Genomic DNA, 1995 nt, shown 5'->3' with positions numbered 1-1995 from the left:
ACAATAATATTTTTCATACTCTACAACCCGATTTACCTTTCAATCCTGAAAGGGCTCGGGATAGGGCTTGCTGCATCAATAAGCTCGTTCACATTTTTCTACAGCTATCCCGCTCTTGAAGTGAAGAGAAGGATAAGGAGCATAAAGGCAAACATGCCGTTCGCAGTAAACCACATGGCTGCAGTGTCAGCAGCAGGAACTCCTCCCATAACAATCTTCAATCTCATAGCAAAAACAAAGGAGTATGAGGAGATATCGCGGGAATTTGAAAAAATTGTGGACTACATAGAGGTTTTCGGATTTGATTCAACAACTGCAATAAGGGCGGTTTCATCAACAACCCCCTATCCGGAATTCAAGGAGATGCTGGAGGGGCTTGTATCTGCAATACAATCAGGGGCTGACACAAAGGCATTCCTGAAGCAGAAATCCTCTGAATCCATGAATTCATACCGGCTTGAGCTTCAGAAATACAATGAAACCCTTACAACATATTCAGATATTTACACAGGAGTCCTCATTGCAGCGCCCCTGTTTTTTGTGATAACCTTGACTCTCGTGAACCTCCTTGGAGGAAAGGTTGGCGGATTAAACATAACAACGGTTATGCTCCTCGGCACTTACATGATAATACCCGGGCTGAACATAATATTCCTGCTTTTCCTGCAGGCATCCCAGCCTGAAGTATGAGTAAAAATGATTAAAAGATAAGCAAAAAATATCATCATAAAAATCCGCTGAGAGCATCCTGCTCCGCACTAAAGCACAAAGAAATCTTCGAGATTTCTTGTGCGCAGAAAACTTGAAGAGTTTTCTTGCGTGCGGAGTTTGAACGGATGCTCTCTTAATCGCGGATTTTTAGGATACAACGAACGCAAAGCGTTCGTGTACACAAAATCTCGGATTTTGTTGTACAAAAAGGCGCTGTATCTCGCAACTAAAGTAATGAGTTTTAGCGCCTTTTTTGTATAAAAAGAATTAAAAAATGCAGGGTGATTATGACAACAAAGCAGGGAAATCAGGGAAGGAAAGAAAAAAATGAGAATTGAATTCAGGCACAAGTTTGCAATAGGCGCAGGGCTCGCTTTCCTGCTGGCAGACTTTCTCATGCTGAAGAATACTCCCCTCTTTGTGCCGTTCATTGCAATTGCGCTTACAATAGGATGGTCCCAGTTCTGGCTGGACTTCTTCGCAGAAAACAGGAAGCAGAAGGAAATAGAGGAAAAGTTCCCGGAATTCGTCAGGAACTTTGTGGGAGCAGTCAATTCCGGAATGTCGCCTTCTGTTGCAGTGAAGCATGTCTCAAAAGAGGATTATGGCGCGCTTTCCCAGCACATAAGGCGCCTGAGCTACCAGCTTGACTGGGCAATGCCCTTCCACAAGGCGCTCAACATGTTCGCTGAATCAACAAGAAACAGCCTGATAAAAAAGGCGGTTTCAACAGTAATAGAGGCAGAAAGCTACGGCGGAAACATAGAGGATGTCCTTGAATCAGTCACTGACTCGCTCATACAGGTAAAGAAAATAAAAGAGGAGAGAAGCGCAGGCATACACGCGCAGGTGATACAGTCATACATAATATTCATAGTTTTCCTGGGAATAGTTGTCGCAATCCAGAACTTCCTGATACCCTACATGAGCGGAGTTGGAAGCGGCTCAGTGAGCGGGCTTTTTACAATGGAAAGCTCTGGCGCAGGGCTTAGCATGCCCCAGAAAGTAGGAATTGATTTTTCAACACCCCAGGCGTTCATCTCATCAATGTCTGAGTGGATAATAAGCGTAAATGGAATCTTCCTTATGCTTTCGCTGATACAGGCGCTCTTTGCAGGGCTTGTCATAGGAAAGCTTGCTGAAGGCGACATAAGATACGGCGTAAAGCACTCGCTGATACTTATGACAATTGCATTTTTAATAATAACCTTCTCGCAGGCATTTGTAAAATGAGAAGGACAAGAACAATAATAAAGGGAATAATAATGAAAATCATAAAAAAAA

2 protein-coding genes are annotated in these 1995 nt (G+C 43.3%); both read left to right on the top strand.

All coding sequences use genetic code 11. The annotated features are described in order from the left end of the window. The coding region (locus NTV63_00060) for a type II secretion system F family protein (protein ID MCX6709338.1) at positions 1-690 on the top strand (690 nt) is incomplete at its 5' end. A 348-nt stretch (positions 691-1038) separates the two neighbouring features. After that, positions 1039-1944 (top strand): type II secretion system F family protein, encoded by a 906-nt coding sequence (locus NTV63_00055; GenBank protein MCX6709337.1) that lies wholly within the window; start codon positions 1039-1041, stop codon positions 1942-1944. Positions 1945-1995 lie beyond the last annotated feature (51 nt).

Source organism: Candidatus Woesearchaeota archaeon (genome assembly GCA_026394965.1).
In the GTDB taxonomy this organism is placed as follows: Archaea; Nanobdellota; Nanobdellia; order Woesearchaeales; family 0-14-0-80-44-23; genus JAPLZQ01.
Note: the sequence above shows the minus strand (reverse complement) of the source record. Positions and strands in the feature narration are given on the sequence as shown.

What these genes read in the sequence shown, in the direction of transcription:
- NTV63_00055 (MCX6709337.1), top strand. Translation starts at nt 1,039, where the DNA reads ATGAGAATTGAATTCAGGCACAAGTTTGCAATAGGCGCAGGGCTCGCT.